Source organism: uncultured Ruminococcus sp. (assembly GCF_946415235.1).
Classification (GTDB): Bacteria; Bacillota; Clostridia; order Oscillospirales; family Ruminococcaceae; genus Ruminococcus.
In genome coordinates this window covers 95,672-112,780 of the sequence record NZ_CAMKRR010000004.1, presented here as the reverse complement: position 1 = coordinate 112,780, position 17,109 = coordinate 95,672, and the positions used below count along the sequence as shown (strand labels likewise).

At 47.3% G+C, this 17,109-nt stretch carries 16 protein-coding genes; 7 read left to right on the top strand and 9 right to left on the bottom strand.

Translation table 11 applies throughout. The annotated features are described in order from the left end of the window. From leuS to Q0R37_RS02305, 7 genes are all read left to right on the top strand, one after another. Positions 1–1,811, top strand: a 1,811-nt coding sequence (gene leuS / locus Q0R37_RS02335; protein WP_294750661.1) for a leucine--tRNA ligase, incomplete at its 5' end; no start/stop codon positions are given. Positions 1,812–2,004: 193 nt separating this feature from the next. Beyond that, entirely contained in the window at positions 2,005–2,178 is a 174-nt protein-coding gene (gene rpsU / locus Q0R37_RS02330) for a 30S ribosomal protein S21 (protein ID WP_009984057.1), read from the top strand. A 78-nt stretch (positions 2,179–2,256) separates the two neighbouring features. Next, complete coding sequence (locus Q0R37_RS02325; protein WP_294750659.1) at positions 2,257–2,784, top strand: YqeG family HAD IIIA-type phosphatase; 528 nt, start codon at positions 2,257–2,259, stop codon at positions 2,782–2,784. A 2-nt stretch (positions 2,785–2,786) separates the two neighbouring features. Beyond that, positions 2,787–3,218, top strand: coding sequence for a type II 3-dehydroquinate dehydratase (gene aroQ, locus Q0R37_RS02320; protein WP_294750657.1), 432 nt, complete (start codon positions 2,787–2,789; stop codon positions 3,216–3,218). Positions 3,219–3,228: 10 nt separating this feature from the next. Next, a complete protein-coding gene (locus tag Q0R37_RS02315; protein ID WP_294750655.1) occupies positions 3,229–4,293 on the top strand; it encodes an aminopeptidase P family protein in 1,065 nt (354 codons plus the stop codon). An 86-nt stretch (positions 4,294–4,379) separates the two neighbouring features. Beyond that, complete coding sequence (gene efp, locus Q0R37_RS02310; RefSeq protein WP_294750653.1) at positions 4,380–4,937, top strand: elongation factor P; 558 nt, start codon at positions 4,380–4,382, stop codon at positions 4,935–4,937. A gap of 39 nt (positions 4,938–4,976) precedes the next feature. Further along, positions 4,977–5,450: a CD1247 N-terminal domain-containing protein gene (locus tag Q0R37_RS02305; protein ID WP_294750651.1), complete on the top strand. Its 474-nt coding sequence runs from the start codon at positions 4,977–4,979 to the stop codon at positions 5,448–5,450. Positions 5,451–5,586: 136 nt separating this feature from the next. Here the strand turns inward: Q0R37_RS02305 and Q0R37_RS02300 are convergent, their stop codons facing one another. The 9 genes from Q0R37_RS02300 to Q0R37_RS02260 form a co-directional block, all read right to left on the bottom strand. Next, positions 5,587–6,156 carry an ANTAR domain-containing protein gene (locus Q0R37_RS02300; RefSeq protein WP_294750650.1) on the bottom strand — a complete coding sequence of 190 codons (570 nt, stop codon included), beginning with the start codon at positions 6,154–6,156 and terminating at the stop codon, positions 5,587–5,589. A gap of 8 nt (positions 6,157–6,164) precedes the next feature. After that, positions 6,165–7,460 (bottom strand): glutamine synthetase family protein, encoded by a 1,296-nt coding sequence (locus Q0R37_RS02295; RefSeq protein WP_294750648.1) that lies wholly within the window; start codon positions 7,458–7,460, stop codon positions 6,165–6,167. A gap of 337 nt (positions 7,461–7,797) precedes the next feature. Further along, positions 7,798–8,376, bottom strand: a complete 579-nt coding sequence (locus Q0R37_RS02290; RefSeq protein ID WP_294750646.1) for a DJ-1/PfpI family protein — start codon at positions 8,374–8,376, stop codon at positions 7,798–7,800. 5 nt (positions 8,377–8,381) lie between these two features. Further along, positions 8,382–9,476, bottom strand: a complete 1,095-nt coding sequence (gene ychF, locus Q0R37_RS02285) for a redox-regulated ATPase YchF (protein WP_294750644.1) — start codon at positions 9,474–9,476, stop codon at positions 8,382–8,384. Positions 9,477–9,579: 103 nt separating this feature from the next. Further along, on the bottom strand, positions 9,580–12,318 hold the full coding sequence (locus Q0R37_RS02280) for an EAL domain-containing protein (RefSeq protein ID WP_294750641.1): 2,739 nt from the start codon (positions 12,316–12,318) through the stop codon (positions 9,580–9,582). Between the two features lie 187 nt (positions 12,319–12,505). Continuing rightward, positions 12,506–13,636, bottom strand: coding sequence for an RNA polymerase sigma factor RpoD (gene rpoD, locus Q0R37_RS02275; RefSeq protein ID WP_294750665.1), 1,131 nt, complete (start codon positions 13,634–13,636; stop codon positions 12,506–12,508). After that, on the bottom strand, positions 13,599–15,335 hold the full coding sequence (gene dnaG / locus Q0R37_RS02270) for a DNA primase (RefSeq protein WP_294750639.1): 1,737 nt from the start codon (positions 15,333–15,335) through the stop codon (positions 13,599–13,601). The genes rpoD and dnaG overlap by 38 nt, the downstream gene beginning before the upstream one ends. A gap of 9 nt (positions 15,336–15,344) precedes the next feature. Beyond that, positions 15,345–16,340 carry a deoxyguanosinetriphosphate triphosphohydrolase gene (locus Q0R37_RS02265; RefSeq protein WP_294750637.1) on the bottom strand — a complete coding sequence of 332 codons (996 nt, stop codon included), beginning with the start codon at positions 16,338–16,340 and terminating at the stop codon, positions 15,345–15,347. Between the two features lie 92 nt (positions 16,341–16,432). Further along, a complete protein-coding gene (locus tag Q0R37_RS02260) occupies positions 16,433–17,074 on the bottom strand; it encodes a YigZ family protein (RefSeq protein ID WP_294750635.1) in 642 nt (213 codons plus the stop codon). Positions 17,075–17,109: the final 35 nt, after the last annotated feature.

The window sequence follows — 17,109 nt, the reverse complement described above, 5'->3', positions numbered from 1 at the left end:
ACGAGATAGACTGGCCCGAGTCCACAAAGGCTATACAGCGCAACTGGATAGGCAAGTCAACGGGTGTTGAAGTAGAATTCGATATTGTCGGCGGAGGAAAGTTCTCTATCTTTACTACCTGTATCGAAACTATCTACGGTATCACTTTCATGGTGCTCGCTCCCGACGGATCTATCACAGAGAGCCTTCTCGACCGTGTACAGAACAGTGAAGAGGTACAGGCATACATTGACGAGACAAAGAAGAAGAACGACATGGACCGTACAGAGCTTAACAAGACCAAGTCAGGCTGTGAGCTCAAGGGCGTTACCTGTATAAATCCCGTAAACGGCAAGGAAGTCCGTATGTTCATCGGCGATTTCGTACTTGCAAGCTACGGTACAGGCGCTGTTATGGCAGTTCCGAGCCACGACCAGCGAGACTTTGAGTACGCCATAGCTCATAATATCGACATGATTCAGGTAATCGACGGCAAGGACGGCCATATAGACGTTTCCGAAGCCGCTATGGAAAAGACAGAGTACCTCGGAAAGGGCTATAAGCTCATTAACTCTGAGGAATTCACAGGTCTTACCGTTGAGGAAGCAAAGGAAGCTATCACTCAGAAGCTTGAAAAAATGGGAAGGGCAAAGCGCACGGTAAATTATCACTTCCGTGAGTGGATCTTCGCACGTCAGCGTTACTGGGGCGAGCCTGTTCCTGTAGTACACTGCGAGGACGGAACTATCCATGCCCTCGACGATGAAGAGCTCCCGCTCATTCTCCCCGAGCTTGACGATTACAAGGGCAAGAACGGAAAAGCTCCACTTGAAAATGCAGAGGAGTGGAAAAAGTACGATCATAACGGCATAAAGGGTACACGTGAGACCTCGACAATGCCCGGAAGTGCTGGCTCAAGCTGGTATTACTTCAGATATATCGACCCGCACAACGACAAGGAATTCGCAGATCAGGAGCTCCTTAAGCACTGGATGCCTGTTGACCTTTATATAGGCGGTCCAGAGCACGCTGTAGGACACCTTATCTATTCCCGTATATGGAACAGATACCTCTACGACAAGGGCTTAGCTCCCACAAAGGAGCCCTTCAAGAAGCTGGTTCATCAGGGTATGATACTTGGCGAGAACGGTATCAAAATGGGTAAGCGTTTCCCTGAGTTCGTCGTAAATCCGTCCGATATCGTAAGGGATTACGGTGCAGATACTCTCCGCCTTTACGAGATGTTCATGGGACCTCTCGAGGTAAGCAAGCCGTGGAGCAAAAACGGCGTCGAGGGTGCAAAGAGATTTATCCAGAGAGTATGGAATTTCTTCACAGAGTCCGATAAGCTCACCGATACAAACGACGGCGCACTTACAAAGGTATATCACCAGACAGTAAAAAAGGTCACCGACGACTTTGAGAAGCTTGCATTCAATACTGCTATCAGTCAGATGATGATATTTGTGAATGCGGTATACAAGAACGATTCATGCCCGAGGGAATATGCCGAGGGACTTATAAAGATGCTTTCATGCATCACTCCTCATATGGGAGAGGAAATATGGAGCATCATGGGACATAATGACACTATTGCATATGAGAGCTGGCCTGTATACGATGAAGAGCTCTGCAAGGAGGACACTATCGAGATCGTCGTACAGATAAACGGCAAGGTAAAGGCTAAGCTGAATATTGCAGTTGACGCAGACAAGGATTCTGTAATGGAAATGGCTCTTAACGACGAAAAGGTCAAGGAAGCCATTGACGGAAAGACCATAGTCAAGCAGATATATGTACCAAATAAGCTTGTTAATATTGTTGCAAAGTAACGAAATTATTAATTAATAAAAAAACGCTTGACAACGAGCGGAAAATGTGGTAAACTTATAGTATATTATATATGATTATATGTGTATCTGCTATGTATTGGGGTATGCGCTGACTGACGCCCGTATGGGTGATTAGTATAGATGCCATGGAGCAAATGCTCTGTGCAACCTCTGAACAAGGGAGGGAAATTTAGTGGCAGAAGTTCGTGTTGGCAAAAACGAGTCTTTGGACACAGCTCTTAAGAGATTTAAGAGATCATGTGCAAAGGATGGCGTAATTGCTGAGGTTCGTAAGAGAGAGCACTACGAGAAGCCTTCGGTAAAGCGTAAGAAGAAGTCTGAGGCAGCTCGTAAGCGTAAGTATTGATCTTGCGGAATTGATTAATGTTGATAAAAGCGGGCTGCGGCTCGCTTTTTCATTTGTTGAACGGAGTTGACAAATAGCTTGGGATTAAAGCATAAAATTACAAAAACCGACGTGGATTTCGCATTCAGGAGAACTGTCGGCATAACACCGTCTTTCCTGAAAAAGCACGGCATAAAGGGACTTATCCTCGATGTCGACAATACTCTCGCTTTTCATGATGATCCCGTTCCTGCCGAGGGTATACCCGAATGGCTCGGGAATATGAAAAAAAGCGGGATAAAGCTGATAATACTCTCAAATAACCACGACGAGCGCGTAAAAAGATTTGCAGCTCCTCTCGGCCTTGATTACGTCTGTGACGGCGGAAAACCCCTAAAAAGAGGATATGCCGCAGCTATGAAGAAAATGGGGCTTAAGGCATCGGAGACCGCAGCTGTGGGAGATCAGATGTTTACGGATGTATGGGGAGCAAATCATTCGCATATTAAAATGCTGTTTGTACAGCCCATGCAGCCTGAGCCGAAGAGCAAACGCTTCATACGCTTCAAGAGAGTACTTGAGAAGCCGTTTTTGCCCGACAAATTTGTTGACGATGAAAAGGAGTAAATATGATAAAGAAAATACTTGTTATACATGGTCCGAACCTTAATCTGCTCGGTGAGCGTGAGCCGGGAATATACGGAAATACAGGCATTGACACTCTCAACAGCAATATTATCGACCGTGCAAAGGAACAGGGACTTGAATGTGAGATATTCCAGTCCAATCATGAGGGAGCTATCATAGACAAGCTCCACGCTGCAAGGACAACATTTGACGGCGTGATAATCAATGCAGGAGCGTACACCCACTACAGCTATGCTATACGCGACGCTATAGCAGCAATAAAGATACCTGTCATAGAAGTACATATCAGCAATGTTTTCGCAAGGGACGAATTCCGCTCTAATTCCGTTATTGCACCTGTCTGCAAGGGCAGTATAAGCGGCTTCGGCTTCGGAAGCTATTATCTTGCAGTTCAGGCTCTTGCGGAGCTCTGAGAGGTGCGGAATGACAAGATTTGAAAAGCTGTTCGATATATTTGACGGCGCAGACTGCGTTCTCATCACATCTGATATAAACCGCAGATATTTTACGGGAATGAAATCCTCCGCAGGAGTAGTTATAGCATTCCCCGACAAGGCATATCTGCTCATAGACTTCCGCTATATCGAAAAGGCAAGGGCTACAGTTACCGATGCAGAGGTGATCGAGGCGAAAAAGCTCTATCCTCAGCTCATGGAGCTGCTCAAAAAGCACGGTGCACAGTCAGTGGCAATAGAATCCGAGACCATGACAGTCAAGGAACTCAATGCTTACGAGCACTTTTTCAGCGAGATACGCTTCATACATGACGATTCACTGAGCACTGCTATTTCCGCGCTTAGAGCTGTCAAGGACGAGGAAGAGCTTGAATGTATCAGGAAGGCTCAGTCTATTGCTGAGGCTGCCTTTGATGATATACTGAAGTTCATTAAGGAGGGCGTTACCGAGCGTGAGATAGCTCTCGAGCTCAACCGCCTCATGTTTGAATACGGTGCTGAGGATCTGTCCTTTGATACTATAGTCCTTTCGGGAGCCAATACTTCCATGCCTCACGGTGTACCCTCGGAAAAGAAGGTTCAGAGAGGCGAGTTCGTACTCATGGACTACGGTGCGGTGTATAACGGCTACCACAGCGATATGACACGTACAATTTGCGTAGGCGAGCCCGACGAGGAGATGCGAAAGGTATACGATATCGTGCTGAGCGCTCAGAATGCTGCTCTTGAAGCCGCAAAGGCAGGCATCATAGGCAGCGACCTTGACAAGACAGCACGTGATATAATAGACCGTGCAGGCTACGGAAGCTGCTTCGGACATTCTCTCGGACACGGCGTAGGCATGGAGATACACGAAAAGCCGAACGCCTCGCCGAATTACAAGCTCCCCCTCAATGAGGGAGCGGTAGTTACCGTAGAGCCCGGAATATATATTGCGGGAAAATTCGGCGTTAGAATAGAAGATTTTGTCATTTTGACCGAAAACGGCTGCAAAAACTTGACAAAAAGCGCAAAAAGTCTGATTACTTTATAATAATTCATTTTAGGTATTGCAAAAAATATGAAAATATGGTATAATTTAGTATCATATTATTTTGAAAAAATACGGAGGTATTTATAATGATTTCAGCAGGAGATTTCAGAAACGGCGTTACCTTTGAGCTTGACGGACAGGTTGTTCAGGTTATCGAGTTCCAGCATGTTAAGCCGGGTAAGGGTGCCGCTTTTGTAAGAACTAAATACAAGAACGTTATCACAGGTTCGGTTGTTGAAACATCTTTCAACCCTACAGCTAAGTTCCCTACAGCTTTCGTTGAGAGAAAGGATATGCAGTACAGCTACAATGACGGCGATCTTTACTACTTCATGGATCTCGAGTCATACGAGCAGGTTCCGATCAGTGCTTCTATCCTCGGCGACAGCTTCAAGTTCGTCAAGGAAGAGATGATCTGTAAGATCCTTTCATATAAGGGCAACGTATTCGGCGTTGAGCCGCCTAACTTCGTAGAGCTCAAGGTCACACAGACAGACCCCGGCTTCAAGGGCGATACAGCTACAAACGCTACAAAGCCTGCAACACTCGAGACAGGCGCTGAGATCAAGGTTCCGCTCTTCATCGACGAAGGCGAGATCATTCAGGTAGACACAAGAACAGGCGAGTATATGTCAAGAGCATAAGCTCATGCCTTTACTATAATCTGAGAGGAGGAGCTTGTTATGAAGCTTACCGAGAAAATGTCATATTTAAAGGGACTTATCGACGGTCTTGAGATCGACACTTCCACAAAGGAAGGAAAGGTACTTGTACAGATGTCGGAAGTAATGTCCGAGCTTGTACTTTACGTTGACGATCTTCAGTCACAGGTAGATGAGCTCACAGAACTCTGCGATATCCTTGATGAGGATCTCGGTCAGGTAGAAGATGATTTCTACGAATGTGACGAGTGCGACGGAGACTGCGACACTTGTGATGATGACGAATGGGACGACGATTTTGATTTCGACGATGATGACGATGAGCTTTACGAGATCACATGTCCCACCTGCGGAGACACTATTCTTCTTGACGAAGGTATGATCGAAGAGGGCTCAATGAACTGTCCTAACTGCAATGAGCTCCTTGAGTTTGATTATGACGATCTTACTATCGAGGACTTCGAGGACAAGGACGAAGCTCCCGAGAAGAAGTAATAATCGTAAAAAAAGCTTATATACTGCGGAACGTAAAAACTTCCGCAGTTTTTTATTTTTTATGTAACGGATCAGTTTATTTGAATAAAAACAGCAGCCCCCTCGGCATTAAGCCGAGGGGACTGTGTTATGATGTTCATTCATACTGAGCAAGAATTTTCAGAGCCGTTTCGAGACGGGTCTGGCGGTTGTTCATTGCCTGTTTTTCGATATATTTATGAGCCTGAGGTTCGGTGAACTTCAGATACTTCATAAGAGTGGTCTTTGCGCGGTTTATAGTACGCATTTCCTCAATACGGCTGAGGATATCGGCGTTTTCTTTTTTTACGCCTGACATACGCACTCTTGCGGCGAGAATAAGACGGATAGTCCGCTGGAGGAGCTCCCTTGAAACGGGCTTTGTTATGACATTGACTCCGCTGTCCGAAACTCTGTCGGCAATATCGTCTGCAACGTCGCTGCCGCAAATAAGTATGATACCAGCCGAAGTGGTATCTGCGATCATCTCCGCAAGCTCCTGACCGAATTCATCGGGCAGGGGAGTATTTATTATTACCAGCTCGGGCTCTGTGTCGTTTTTCACAAGACGTCTGGCTTCACTGCCGCTTGCCGATGATGCGATCCTGCTGCAGCCTTCTATTCGGAGCAGCATCTCTGCAAGCTCTGCCACATCATTATTAGATGAAACAATAAGTGCTCTTTCCATTTATGACCTCACACAAACTTGAAATATGACTCTTCCTCAAATTTGTCCTTGTCCTTTGCGAGTTCATAGTCGTATATCTGTTTGTCGAGCTGAGCGAAAATACTGCTGAGAATTTCGGGAGAAAGGGTCTGTTTTACGAAATCGCTTGCCTTTGCGGCAGCGGCTGCTTCTTCGAGAGTAGACGGAAGCGGCTGGAATACCGAGTCAGCGGTATTACTGTGCATAGCGCTCTCAAAGAGGGAGGAATCGTTTCTCTGTATGCCGCCTATACCTGCTGCAAGTATGAGCTTGAAGGTGATATAGGGGTTACAGCAGGCGTCGGCGGAACGTATCTCCATACGGGGAGTGATTCCCACAGGCTTTGGAACTCTTATGAGCTGGGCGCAGTTATCAGCAGACCAGTTAACGTATTTTGGCGCATAGCCGATACCGAAGCGCTTATATGAGTTTGTAGTGCAGTTGAGAAAAGCGGTTATTTCTCTTATCCTGCTTAGAACGCCCGATATGAAGCATTTACCCTCATGGGGCATGGTGTTTATATCATTGCCGAAGATATTGTCTCCGCCCTTTTTGAGGCTAATGGAGATACTCAGAGCGCTTCCGTGCTCATTGGGGAGCGGCTTCGGCATGAATGAAGCGAAGAGACCGTTCTGAGCTGCAATGGACTTAACAACGGTCTTGTAATGTACCATGTTATCTGCCGCCGTGATCGGCTCACTTTCGCGGAACTCGATCTCGTTCTGTGCAGGACCGTGCTTGTGACAGGAGCTTTTTGGGCTCATGCCCATTTCCTCAAGGGAGAGGCATATCTCACGTCTTGCATTCTCGCACTTGTCAAGAGGAGCTACATCAAGGTAACCGCCGTGATCGTGGGGGATCTTGGTAGGTTCGCCGCGCTCGTCAAGCTCAAAGAGATAAAACTCACATTTTGTGCCCATTTCGCAGGAGTATCCGTCGAGCCTCAGCTGATTGATATGGTTTGTCAGCTCTGTACGCATATCGCCGTAATAGTCGCTTCCGTCGGTGTTCTTGAGTGAGCAGAAGAAGCGGACAACTCTTCCCGACTTTGGTCTCCACGGAAGTACCGAAAGCGTTGATATATCGGGTACAAGGAGAAGATCGGAGCAGCCCTCTGCGATACATGAAGCATCGAAGGGGATGCCGTATTCAAATGCACGCGGCAGCTCATTGGGCATTATAGCCACGTTTTTGAGATTGCCGAACATATCGCAGAAAGTAAGTCTTATAAATTTTACGTCGTTCTCTTCAACGAATTTTAGTATCTCTTTAGGAGAAAAGCTCATTGAAAGACCTCCATTTATTAGTGTAGGGAACGCCGCCCTCGGCGTTCCGTAAGTCCTTGGTTTATAGAACTAAGAACAAAGAAATATGCAGGGGCTGTCTTTTGCAGTCCGCAAGTTACCTGATGTAGGGAGCGGTGTCTTCTATGTCCCGTTATTCACCGTATGGGAAATAATGCTCAGGCCTGGATTGAAATTCGAACAGCCTTGTAATTTTGTCATCATTATCAAAATCAGATATGGTCACACCGTCAAAGCCGTCAAAATTTCCGTCATACACGCATTAAAATAATTTCGTAAGGTTTTTCCATAATTCTGTTTATGATGATGTAATATGTGGTTAAAATCCCATTGCTTTTTTGACAACGAGCATTTTATCCTTTCCGATAAGCTCACCGAGGAGGATAAACGCTACTTCGGGAGCAGTCTGCGGACAATAGGATGTTAAGATATTATCGGTTTTTACAACAGGCTCGTTGACAACTTCAACGCCATATTCCGCAAGCTGTTTCTGTCTTTTACCGCCGTTAAGGTGGTAAGTCGTAGCGCGTCTGCCTGCTAATATACCGCTGTGAGCGAGTACGAGCGCACCAACACAAACAGAAGCTATCATTTTGTTCTGAGCATTGAACTGTCTTATTATATCGGATACTTTATCGGAAAAAGCTTCCTCATAGAAGCCGTATTCCTCAAAACCTCCGGGAATAGCAAGGGCATCATAATCCTTCACATTGACATCTTTCAGAAGGATATCTACCGTTACGGGAACACCAAATGTGCTTACAACAGTTTTGTTGAAACCGCAGGTGATAACTTTGACATCATTATGAAAGCTATCTCCTGCCCAGCCCATAACGTCGATAAACGCGCTTGCCTCCATTGTTTCAAAGCCCTTTGCAAGGAAAAGCAGTACTTTCATTCAGATCACACATTGAAACGGAACAGAACTATATCTCCGTCCTGCATAACGTATTCCTTACCCTCAAGGCGGACAAGTCCCTTTTCCTTGGCGGCAGCCATGCTTCCGCAAGCCATAAGGTCGTCGTAGGAGATGACCTCCGCGCGGATAAAGCCCTTCTCGAAGTCGGTGTGTATCTTGCCTGCCGCCTGAGGAGCCTTGGTGCCCTTAGTGATAGTCCACGCGCGTACCTCCTGCTTGCCTGCGGTGAGGTAGGAGATAAGTCCCAGGAGAGAATAGCCCTCCTTGATGATACGGTTGAGACCTGAAACCTCAAGACCCAGCTCACTGAGGAACATAGCCTTGTCCTCCTCGCCCATATCCGATATCTCGGCTTCTATCTGAGCGCAGATAGGAAGTACAGCGGAGTGCTCTTCCTCTGCAAGCTTGCATACAGCCTTGTAGTTCTCGTTTGTGTCGATATTATTGGTGAAGTCCTCCTCGCTGAGGTTAGCCGCATAGATAACAGGCTTTGCAGAGAGCAGGGGAGTTGACTTTATGAGCTCGCGCTCCTCGTCAGTGAAGTCGAAACCTCTTGCGGACTTGCCGTTTTCAAGGTGAGCCTTTAATCTTTCAAGGAACTCTGCCTCAGCAAGGTACTTCTTATCGCCCTTTGCAGCCTTTTTAGCGCGGTCGATACGTCTTTCAACCATTTCTATATCCGAGAATATAAGCTCAAGATTGATAGTTTCGATGTCGCGGAGAGGATTGATGCTTCCGTCAACGTGGATGATATTGGGGTCCTCAAAGCATCTTACAACGTGAACGATAGCGTCAACCTCGCGGATATCCGCAAGGAACTTGTTTCCGAGGCCCTCGCCCTTGGAGGCTCCCTTTACGAGACCTGCGATGTCCACGAATTCGAGAGTTGCGGGAGTGAACTTATCGGGTTCGTACATTTCTGCAAGCTTATCGAGTCTTTCATCGGGAACTGAGACGATACCCACGTTTTTCTCGATAGTGCAGAAGGGGTAGTTTGCGGATTCGGCACCTGCGTTCGTAAGTGCGTTGAAAAGAGTGCTTTTGCCCACATTGGGCAGACCAACCATGCCAAGCTTCATATTTATTTCTTACCTTTCTCATATGTTTCCCCGCCGTTTGAGGCGGGGAGAATTAACTTATTTTATATTCGGTCAGCCGTTATGGCAGACCTGAAATGACATATTAATTATTAGCGTAGGTAGTACGCTTATTGTTGACAAGCGAAGTGACGTTTGAGTTCTGTATCTGCACATCGCCTGTAGCTGTACCTATATCCTTGGGATTACCCGCATTAACGGTCATGGATACTTCCGAGTCGATGATAGTGACGTTTCCTGTGCCAAGAGCGTCGCCGATACCTGTTACCTCGTCGCCCTCGGAGTCTATACTGATGAAGGCATTCTTTATCTTGGTATTGATATTGCCCTTCATAGCGCCTATGCAGGAGTGCTTGGCGCAGCGCATCTTCATGCTTATCTTGCCCTGTTTTATGTAGATGCTGCCCTCGCCGTCCTCAAGAACGCCGATACCCACAGCCTGGGCGCCCGTACAGGACATAACTATATCAGCGTCTGAGCTTATAGTGGAAATGCCCTTGCAGCTTCCGATACCTGTTACCTTGATACCCGATATGGTGATATCAAGCGAGCAGTTCTCACCGATGTCGATATTTGCGTCGCCGTTGAAGCTGCCGATAGCAAGACCGTTATGTGAGTACATATATATCTTTATCTTGCCCGAGCGGAGGTTTATATCCGAGCCGTCGTCGTTCTGACCGCCGCCGATACAAAGGGCTTCAACGCTGTTGGATATGATCTCGAGAGTGCCGCCGAAGTCGATAGTGATATCTCCGTAGCCGTGATCGTAGTCGTTTCCGATACCGATGCCCTCAGATGCGTAGCAGTCTATAGTGAGGTTGCCCTTGCCGCCCAGCTCGAACTGCGAGCCCATAGGCACATAGATACCCGAATAGCTGAGCTTGTTGTTCTTGACAACGTTAAGCACAAGACGGGCATATTCGCCGACTGTGATAGTAGGCTTGCTGTTTCCGCTTATCATATTTACATTTTTAAGCGTCAGCTCACAGCTGTGGTTATCCATGATGGCAATATTCATTTTGACCTGTTTATCAGGATCGCCCACGATAGTGAGTTTACTCTGATAAACATGGATATCGGTGTATTTTTCAAGTGCGAGCTTGAGAAGATCAAGCTCTGTATCGTTCTGAGCTGCGTATATCTTCTTTACACCGTCGGGGCGTGTCTCAAGATTTGTCTTGATTATCTCGTCCTTGATATCGGATGATATACTGTTCAGGAAAAGTGGCTTGGGCTTTGAGGTATAATAGCCCTGAACGAGGTCCACTCCCAGTCTTATTACGGTCTTGAGCTCCTGCACGGTCTCAACTCCCTCAGCAAGGGATTGCAGCTGATTTTCGTGGCAGAACTCGATGATAGACGTAACGAGCTGCTGCTTTTTGAGGTCGTTGTGGATATCGCTGATGAGCGATCGGTCTATCTTTATGAAATCGGGGGAATAGTGCAGCAGGTTCGATGTATTTGAGTAGCCTGCGCCGTAGTCGTCGATAGCGAGAGTTGCATGAGCAAATCCGCAGCGCTTTTTCAGTGTTTCTATATTCTGATCCGAAGCAGCCGATTCCTCCACGATCTCGATTACGGTCTTTTCGAGGAGCTCTCCGTATGTGAGGTAGAGCTCGTTGAAGTCCTCATCGGTGAGAAGATGGCTTGGCAGGCAGTTGATAAAGAGCTTGCGCTTGTCGAATATCTGCTGGTTATCGCTGAGAAGCTTCAGGGTGTTGAAGAAAGTGAGCTTCTCGATAGAGTAAAGATCGTTCTGAGCAGCGCCTATTTTCAGTATCTGTGTAGGAGCCATTTTTATGTCCCCTATAGTACGCATAAGGGCTTCGTAACCGACTATCTCGCCAGTCTGTGTCTCAACTATAGGCTGGAGATGATAGGTGAGGAGATTTTCCTGAACTATGCGGGAGAAGGTCTGAGCATTGCGGTATGAGTCCTTTTCGCGTATGTAGTTCTCCTCGGAGTACCAGTTTATCACCGAGCGCTTGTCCGTTCTTGCTTCAAAGAGAGCGAATTCTGAGTAGTTCACCAGCATATTGAAGTCCGAGGCTTCCTCGGGATAGGACGCGCAGCCTATGGACAGGCTTATGCGGCTCTTGTCGGAAATATCTATTATCTCTCCGAAGTCATCGGTAAGAGTGCAGTTCTGCACAGCCTCGCCCATGCTGTTGAGGATATTGTATATGCTCATCTTGTCGCAGTCGCAGAAGAATACGCATATCTCATAATTTGACTTTGAGCCGATTATGATAGTGTCGCTCTCAAAACTTTTCAGAGCTTCCGCAACGGATGTGATACAGCTGTTGGTATTGTCCACAGTAAGATACGAGCCGAGCTTGTCTATGCCGTTGATGAAAATAGTGGCAAGGCAGGCTTGCTGAACGTCGGGAAGTATCTTTTTTATCTTCTGTGAAAATGAAGGGAAGGACGGCAGACGGGTGACAGGATCATACTCCACATACGCCTGACGGTCGCTGATATCCGAGATCTGGCGTGTAAAGTCCTGTATAAATCCGAGCCACACGTCGCTGCTCTCGTATACGTTCATTTTCACGAAGCGTGAGGTATTCCCGTCCGTGAATTTGTAGATATGCTTCTGTCCCTCTACAGGGTTTTTCGATATCTTTTCAAGAAGGTCGAAAAACTCAAATTCGTTGATCTTTTCGCTCGGGCAGCCGAGAATGTGGCAGGCGACAGCATCAAGATAAGCGGTTTTTTCCTTTGCGATATAGGTAAACGCTCCTATATTGCCGACAAACTGCTGAAATACTTGCCAGTCATGACTTAGCGCGGGAGGAGTTTTGCTGAAATCAAATATACCCATAATTCTCCTTATACCGAGGGAGCTGCTCTGAACAGAGGAAAGCGGCTCCGTTTCGTACCTGCGTTTAACGGTCAGCAGGAGACCGTAATAACGTGCATTTATACAATTTTATTATACTACATAAGGGCGTGAATGTCAATAAAAAAGCCGCCAAAAACGGCGGCTTCGGGAAATACTTATGTAGGTATCAGTCAAGGAAGTCCTTGACCTTTTTGCTTCTGCTGGGGTGGCGGAGCTTTCTGAGTGCTTTTGCCTCTATCTGGCGGATACGCTCACGTGTAACGTCGAAGCGCTGACCGACCTCTTCGAGAGTGCGTGACTTTCCGTCCTCAAGGCCGAAACGGAGCTTCAGGACCTTTGCTTCACGGTCTGTAAGGGTTGAAAGTACTTCGTTGAGCTGCTCCTTAAGAAGAGTATGTGAAGCTGCTTCGGCAGGTGCGGGAGCATCATCATCGGGGATAAAGTCACCGAGGTGGCTGTCCTCCTCTTCACCGATAGGAGTTTCAAGGGATACAGGATCCTGAGCCACACGCATTATCTCACGTACCTTGTCAACGGGCATATTGAGTTTTTCTGCGATCTCCTCGGGGCTCGGGTCATGACCGTTCTCGTGGAGAAGCTGGCTCGATACCTTCTTGACCTTTGTGATTGTCTCCACCATATGGACAGGTATACGGATAGTTCTTGCCTGATCTGCGATAGCACGGGTTATAGCCTGTCTTATCCACCATGTTGCGTATGTGGAGAACTTGAAGCCCTTGGTATAATCGAACTTTTCAACAGCCTTTATGAGACCGAGGTTGCCTTCCTGGATAAGGTCAAGGAACTGCATACCTCTTCCTACGTATTTTTTTGCGATCGAAACAACAAGACGGAGATTGGCTTCGGAAAGTCTCTTTTTAGCATACGGATCGCCCTTTGCCATTCTCTGTGCAAGCTCTATCTCTTCCTCTGTGGTAAGAAGAGGAACTCGTCCTATCTCCTTGAGGTATATCTTTACAGGGTCGTCGATAGCGATGCCCTCTGTTGAAAGAGCCATTTCAAGGTCGTCGGTAAGGTTTGAGTCAAGGCCTATTTTCAGGTCTGCGTCGAGGTTCATATCCTCAACGATCTCGATATTGAGGTTTTCGCAGTTTTCATAGAAGGTGTCGATCTGATCAACGTTGAAATCAAGCTCCTCCAGCGCGTCGGTGATCTCCTTTGTGGTGAGCCTGCCGTTGGCCTTTCCCTGTTCCATCAGGGCTTCGATGGTATTTTTCTTTTCCATTTTATTTATCCTCCTATTTGTTTTTGGAACGGAAGAGCTCCAGAAGCTCATCATCGCTGAGTTCTCCGTCCGATCTTGGCGTACTTTTTTTCAGTACCTCCGCGCAGTCTGCCACTACGTCGAGAGTAACGGCGACTTCGCGTTTTTTTGCGGCTATTCCGCTTATTCTTCCCGTTTCTTCCGTGGAAAATTCATCGGAGAGCAGGGAAATCGAAAATTTCTCGGAATTTTTCGTTCTTTCCAGAAGTGCCTTGTAGACTTTTTTATTGAAAGCGGTCACAAAGCATTCGGGAGGAGCTATCCTTTCTATTTCTTCATATTCCTGGGGACGTTTGAGCAGATAGCTGATTATGGTCTCCTCGGCGCGGGCTTCCTTTTTGTTGGAAACTGCATCGGGGTTGATATCGTCGCGTATGTAGGCAGTTTTGGCCTTTATGGTGCGCCATTCGTTCTTTTTAGCGCTTCGGCTGTTCTTTTCGAGCATACTGTCGATATGTGTTTTAAGTACCTGCACGGGGATATCGCACTTCTTTGACGTGCGGGATATGTAGACCTCACGCTCCAGCGGCGATTCTATTCCCGCAAGTACCTTTGAGGTGCGTTTCAGCAGCTCTACACGGCCTATCTCCGTGGACAGGTCAAGACCGTCCTCGCACTTGTCCAGCATGAAATCATTTGCATCGTTTGAGTCGTCTATAAGCATACGGAAGCGGTCGCGTCCGAACTTTTTGATATACTCATCGGGGTCCTTCGCGCCTTCCATATGAAGTATCTTTGTGCGGAGTCCCACGTCCGCAAAGTGATTGATAGCTTTCTGTGTAGCCTTTTGTCCTGCGCCGTCGCTGTCATAGGCAACTACAACTTCCTCGGCATAATGGCTTATGAGCCTTGCCTGATCGGGAGTTATGGCAGTTCCGAGGGTGGCGACCACATTCTCGAAGCCCGCCTGATTTACGGCGATAACGTCCATATATCCCTCGCAGAGTATCAGCCTTTTGGCATTTGAATTCTTTGCGAAGTTCATTGAGAACAGGTTGGAGCCCTTGTCAAATACGGGAGTTTTTCCTGTGTTGAGGTATTTCGGCTGTGAGTCGTCAAGAACTCGTCCGCCGAAGCCGATTATATTGCCGCGCAGATCTATTATCGGGAACATCACCCTTTTTCTGAACATATCAAAGGTGCGTCCGTTTTTCTGACCTCCCAGCCATGCATCGGCTATCTCCTCGTCGGTATAGCCCTTTGAGCGCAGCAGGTCTGTCAGATCGCTCCATGAATCGGGAGCATACCCGAGGCCGTACTTTTTTATAGTCTGCGGTGTCAGCTTTCTGTTTGCAAAGTATTGAAGTCCTGTTTTGTCGGGACCTTTGAAAAGGTTTGTATAGAAGTGATTTGCGGCGATGCGGTTCATTTCGTATATGCGCGTTTTGCGCTTTGCGTATCCGCTGTCCTTATTGCCGTACTCGGGAACTTCCATACCCGAGCGCTGTGCAAGAAGCTTTACAGCTTCTGAAAAATCAAGGTTTTCAGCCTTCATGACAAAGGTTATCACATCTCCGCCTGCACCGCAGCCAAAGCAGTAAAAGCTCTGAGTATCGGTAAAAATGGTGCAGGATGGCGTCTTTTCCGAGTGGAAAGGACAGGAGCATACATAATTTCGCCCTCGCCGTATGAGGTTCACATAGCCGCCCATGACTGTCTCTATAGGGTTGGCATTGCGAAGATTATAGAGAAATTCGTCATTCTGAGGCATTTTATCTCCTCACTTCCAGAATTTCGGCACGAAAAGCTCGGTATAAAGACCGACTGCGTATTCGTCGCTCATTCCCGAGATGTAATCGCAGACAGCTCTGTCTGCGTCTGAATCCTTCATTATACTGCGATATTCATCGGGGAGCTTTTTGCTGTTCTCGATGAAATATGCATAAAGCTTGCGTATGAGCCTTTCAGCCTTGCCCTCCTCCTGCTTTGCGGTAGGATTTGTGTAGACCTTTTCAAACATGAACGCTTTAAGGTCATCGTGGGCTTTTCGTATCTCGGGGGCAAAGTCTATATCGACTGCTCCGTGTTCTATAACTGAGGCTATGAGAGTAGTTATCCTCTTTGTCTTTGTATTTCCGAGTGTTACCACGCAGTCGCGGGGAAGCTCGTTGGGATCGAGTATGCCTGCGCGGATAGAGTCCTCGATATCGTGGTTTATGTACGCGATAGTATCTGCCAGTCGGACGATATTGCCTTCTCTGGTGTCTGCTATCATATTTGTATGGCAGAGTATGCCGTTACGGACAGCGTATGTAAGGTTGAGCCCCTGACCTTTTTTCTCAAGGACATCAACGACTCGCAGACTCTGCTCGTAGTGCTTGAAGCCGTGAGGGCATATCTCGTCAAGAGTCCTTTCGCCGCAGTGTCCGAAAGGGGAGTGACCGAGATCGTGACCAAGGGCTATAGCTTCGGTAAGATCCTCATTCAGACGCATACCTCTTGCGATGGTCCTTGCTATCTGCGAGACCTCAAGGGTATGGGTTAGCCTTGTCCTGTAGTGGTCGCCCACAGGGGAAAGGAACACCTGCGTCTTACGCTTCAGTCTGCGGAATGAGTTGCAGTGGAGTATGCGGTCGCGGTCGCGCTGGAACTCTGTCCTGTAAGGGCACTTGTCCTCATAGCGCTGGCGCTCTGTTTTCTGCGTATCAACGCTGGCGCAGGCGAATTTGTTAAGAATACCTGCTTCGCTTATCTCTATCTGTTCGCGTACTGTCATACGATACTCCCCCTAACATGGAAAATGCTCAGGATATGCTCCTGAAAATGTGTCTATATACTTATACTATCCTGAGACAAAAAACCCTTTTTTTATCCCGAAATTTTTTTTACGGAGGAAAAATCCTCAAAAAGCTCTCCGCAGTCAGTGATACCGACAGAACCGTTTGTGGCTTCGGTAAGCTCGTTTTTCAGAGCCTCCAGTTTTTCGGAGAGTACCAGTATCTCAAGAGTCACATCGCTTCCGAAGTCGGAATTGACCGTGATAGTGTCGAAATTCGGCAGAAGATATGATATCTTTCCGTAAAGGCCGTAATCTGCGGTTATTTTCAGTCGGTGACAAAGGCACATATTCATTATATGGGCTTCGTCACAGGCAAGGGAAGCCGCATGGGAATATGCGCGGACAAGTCCGCCGCCTCCTAAAAGTATGCCGCCGAAATACCGCGTTACTACCACACAGACATCCGTGAGGCCGCGCTTTTGCAGCACGTCAAGAACGGGTACTCCCGCAGTTCCCTGAGGCTCGCCGTCGTCGGAATATCTGGAAATATTGTCCTCGCGGAGTATATATGCATATACATTGTGCTTTGCCTTGCGGTGCTCGGCTTTTACCGAATTTATAAAGGCTACCGCCTCGTCATTGGTCTTTACGGGAGCGATATAGCCTATGAACTCCGAGCGCTTTTCTATGAATGAAGCCTTTGCGTTTGCGGAAATAGTGAAATAGTTCATAATAAATTAACCTTATTGACGAAAAGCCCCGTCAA

What these genes read in the sequence shown, in the direction of transcription:
- aroQ (WP_294750657.1), top strand. Translation starts at nt 2,787, where the DNA reads ATGATAAAGAAAATACTTGTTATACATGGTCCGAACCTTAATCTGCTC.
- Q0R37_RS02315 (WP_294750655.1), top strand. Translation starts at nt 3,229, where the DNA reads ATGACAAGATTTGAAAAGCTGTTCGATATATTTGACGGCGCAGACTGC.
- efp (WP_294750653.1), top strand. Translation starts at nt 4,380, where the DNA reads ATGATTTCAGCAGGAGATTTCAGAAACGGCGTTACCTTTGAGCTTGAC.
- Q0R37_RS02305 (WP_294750651.1), top strand. Translation starts at nt 4,977, where the DNA reads ATGAAGCTTACCGAGAAAATGTCATATTTAAAGGGACTTATCGACGGT.
- Q0R37_RS02300 (WP_294750650.1), bottom strand. Translation starts at nt 6,156, where the DNA reads ATGGAAAGAGCACTTATTGTTTCATCTAATAATGATGTGGCAGAGCTT.
- Q0R37_RS02295 (WP_294750648.1), bottom strand. Translation starts at nt 7,460, where the DNA reads ATGAGCTTTTCTCCTAAAGAGATACTAAAATTCGTTGAAGAGAACGAC.
- Q0R37_RS02290 (WP_294750646.1), bottom strand. Translation starts at nt 8,376, where the DNA reads ATGAAAGTACTGCTTTTCCTTGCAAAGGGCTTTGAAACAATGGAGGCA.
- ychF (WP_294750644.1), bottom strand. Translation starts at nt 9,476, where the DNA reads ATGAAGCTTGGCATGGTTGGTCTGCCCAATGTGGGCAAAAGCACTCTT.
- Q0R37_RS02280 (WP_294750641.1), bottom strand. Translation starts at nt 12,318, where the DNA reads ATGGGTATATTTGATTTCAGCAAAACTCCTCCCGCGCTAAGTCATGAC.
- rpoD (WP_294750665.1), bottom strand. Translation starts at nt 13,636, where the DNA reads ATGAGCTTCTGGAGCTCTTCCGTTCCAAAAACAAATAGGAGGATAAAT.
- dnaG (WP_294750639.1), bottom strand. Translation starts at nt 15,335, where the DNA reads ATGCCTCAGAATGACGAATTTCTCTATAATCTTCGCAATGCCAACCCT.
- Q0R37_RS02265 (WP_294750637.1), bottom strand. Translation starts at nt 16,340, where the DNA reads ATGACAGTACGCGAACAGATAGAGATAAGCGAAGCAGGTATTCTTAAC.
- Q0R37_RS02260 (WP_294750635.1), bottom strand. Translation starts at nt 17,074, where the DNA reads ATGAACTATTTCACTATTTCCGCAAACGCAAAGGCTTCATTCATAGAA.